The organism is Marinobacterium sp. MBR-109, assembly GCF_040547565.1.
Lineage (GTDB): Bacteria > Pseudomonadota > Gammaproteobacteria > Pseudomonadales > Balneatricaceae > Marinobacterium.
Genome location: NZ_JBEPPZ010000020.1, coordinates 1 through 2,360 on the forward strand (window position 1 = coordinate 1; position 2,360 = coordinate 2,360).

Below are 2,360 nucleotides of genomic sequence, written 5' to 3' on the forward strand. Positions count from 1 at the left end.
GTAAGCGCCCTTAAATCAGCCCCTTTTTTCCAGCCACTAACCGCCCCACACTGATTCCATCGTCACCTACGCGAGGAATCCATCATGAACTCAACCGAGCGCACACACTACTGGCAACAGCACATTGAACACTGGCGTGATACCGGGCTATCCGGTGCTGCTTTCTGCAAACAGCAATCACTGTCCTATCACCAGTTTGTCTATTGGCGCCGCAAGCTCGAAGGTACAGATGATGCGACCGAGATCGAGCGTGTGCCTACATCCAGCTTTGCTCGCGTCACCCAGCTGGCCGCTACACCGGTGTCGAGTGATCTGACCCTGAGGCTTCCGGGTGGCATGGCCATTACAGGCCTGCATGCCGGTAATGTCGATCTGCTCGGTGCAATCCTGAGGCAGCTCTGATGAAACCGCGGTATCTGCGTCCCTCTCGGTCCATGCCCGAGATCTATCTGTACCGTGAGCCCATTGATTTTCGCAAGCAAGCCAATGGCCTGGCGGTGCTGATTGAGCAGGAGTTAGGGCGTAGCCCCTTCACTGGTGCCCTGTATGCGTTCACCAACCGGCAGCGTAACAAGATCAAGTGCCTGATGTGGGAAGACAACGGTTTTATCCTCTATTACAAGGCGCTGGCCGAAGAGAAATTCAAGTGGCCAAGCCCGGCCGATGAGCTGATGCCGCTGACCGGCGAGCAGATCAACTGGTTGCTCGATGGCTATGATATCAGCCTGCTGCAGGGCCATAAAACGCTCCATTATGAGGCCATTGGGTAGTCAATTTTGGGTGCACCAACTGGCTGTTTTTGATATAATTTTGCCCATGAAAACACAGCCCGAAACCACCTCAAAGACGCCTGATATCAGCAGTTTATCGACCGCTGACTTGCTGTCGATGGTGGCCGGGCTGCAGCAGCAACTGGCCTCGAAAGAGGGTGAGCTTGAGCAGCGGGATCAGGTCGTCAAAGAGCGTGACCGGCAACTCCAGCAGCGCGAGCAGTACATCCTGTTGCTGGAAGAGATGCTGCGCTTGCAGCGCATCCAACGGTTCGCAGCCAGCAGTGAGAAAACGGCCCACCAGATCCACCTCTTCGATGAGTCCGAACTGGAAGCCGAGATCGATCAGCTGCGGGATCAGCTCCCGGACGATGTTGAAGCCGCTGAAGACGATACTCCTGCTGCCGCGTCTGCACCCAAACGCCGTCAGCGCGGCTTCTCCGATCACCTGCTGCGTGAGCGCATCGAGCTGCTGCTGAGTGATGAAGAGAAGGCCGGTGCGGTCAAAACCTTCTTCACCAAGGTGAAGGAAGAGCTGGAGTACATCCCGGCTCAGCTCAAAGTGCTGGAATACTGGCAGGAAAAAGCGGTGTTCGAGCAGGACGGCGATGAGCGTATCGTCGCTGCGGCTCGCCCGACACACCCGCTGGGCAAATGCATCGCCACCCCGGCCCTGCTGGCCTACCTGATCACCTCGAAATATGCCGATGGTCTGCCGCTGTACCGGCAAGAGCAGATGTTCAAACGTCTGGGCCATGAGCTGAGCCGCACCAGCATGGCGCACTGGATCATCCGTCTGAATGAGGTGTTCAAACCCCTGATCCATCTGATGCGGGAAGCGCAGAACAGTGCGGCCTATCTGCAGGCTGATGAAACCCGGATCCAGGTACTCAAAGAAGATGGCAAAACCGCCCAATCCGATAAATGGATGTGGGTGACCCGTGGTGGTCCACCGGGCCAACCTTCCGTCCTGTTCGCCTATGATCCCTCTCGAAGTGGAGCGGTGCCCGTGCGCCTGCTTGATGACTTCAAGGGTGTGCTGCAGGCGGATGGTTACTCCGGTTATGCGCAGATCTGCTCAGCCAATAAGCTGACACGGATCGGCTGCTGGGATCACGCCCGCCGCAAGTTCATCGAAGCGACCAAAGCGGCCAAGCCGGCGGGTAAAGGCAAACAGGCCAGGCTGTCCAAAGCGGATGTGGCACTCAGTCACATCAACAAACTGTATACCATCGAGCGTCAGATCAAGGACCTGAGCGTGGCCGAACGCTATCAGATCCGTCAGGCATCGAGCCTGCCTCGACTGGAAGCCTTCAAGACCTGGCTGGACGCCAACGTGGGTCGCGTGATGAAAGGCGGGCTAACTCGCAAAGCTATGGAATACACCCTGAACCAGTGGCCCACCCTGATCGGCTACTGTGAGCGGGGTGACCTGCACATCAGCAACGTACTGGCCGAGAATGCCATCCGTCCGTTCGCTGTGGGGCGCAAGGTCTGGTTGTTCGCGGATACCCCGCAGGGCGCTCACGCCAGTGCTACCTGTTACTCCCTGATCGAAACGGCCAAAGCCAACAATCTGGAGCCCTCGGC

General features: G+C 57.5%; 3 protein-coding genes. All 3 read left to right on the plus strand.

Translation table 11 applies throughout. From position 1 onward, the window contains the following. Positions 1-84: 84 nt before the first annotated feature. Positions 85-402, plus strand: coding sequence for an IS66 family insertion sequence element accessory protein TnpA (gene tnpA, locus ABIE60_RS16520; protein ID WP_354470593.1), 318 nt, complete (start codon positions 85-87; stop codon positions 400-402). Then, on the plus strand, positions 402-770 hold the full coding sequence (tnpB, locus tag ABIE60_RS16525) for an IS66 family insertion sequence element accessory protein TnpB (RefSeq protein ID WP_354470594.1): 369 nt from the start codon (positions 402-404) through the stop codon (positions 768-770). The genes tnpA and tnpB overlap by 1 nt, the downstream gene beginning before the upstream one ends. Positions 771-816: 46 nt before the next feature. Continuing rightward, a partial coding sequence (tnpC, locus tag ABIE60_RS16530; protein ID WP_354470595.1) for an IS66 family transposase occupies positions 817-2,360 on the plus strand: 1,544 nt, incomplete at its 3' end.

What these genes read in the sequence shown, in the direction of transcription:
- tnpB (WP_354470594.1), top strand. Translation starts at nt 402, where the DNA reads ATGAAACCGCGGTATCTGCGTCCCTCTCGGTCCATGCCCGAGATCTAT.
- tnpA (WP_354470593.1), top strand. Translation starts at nt 85, where the DNA reads ATGAACTCAACCGAGCGCACACACTACTGGCAACAGCACATTGAACAC.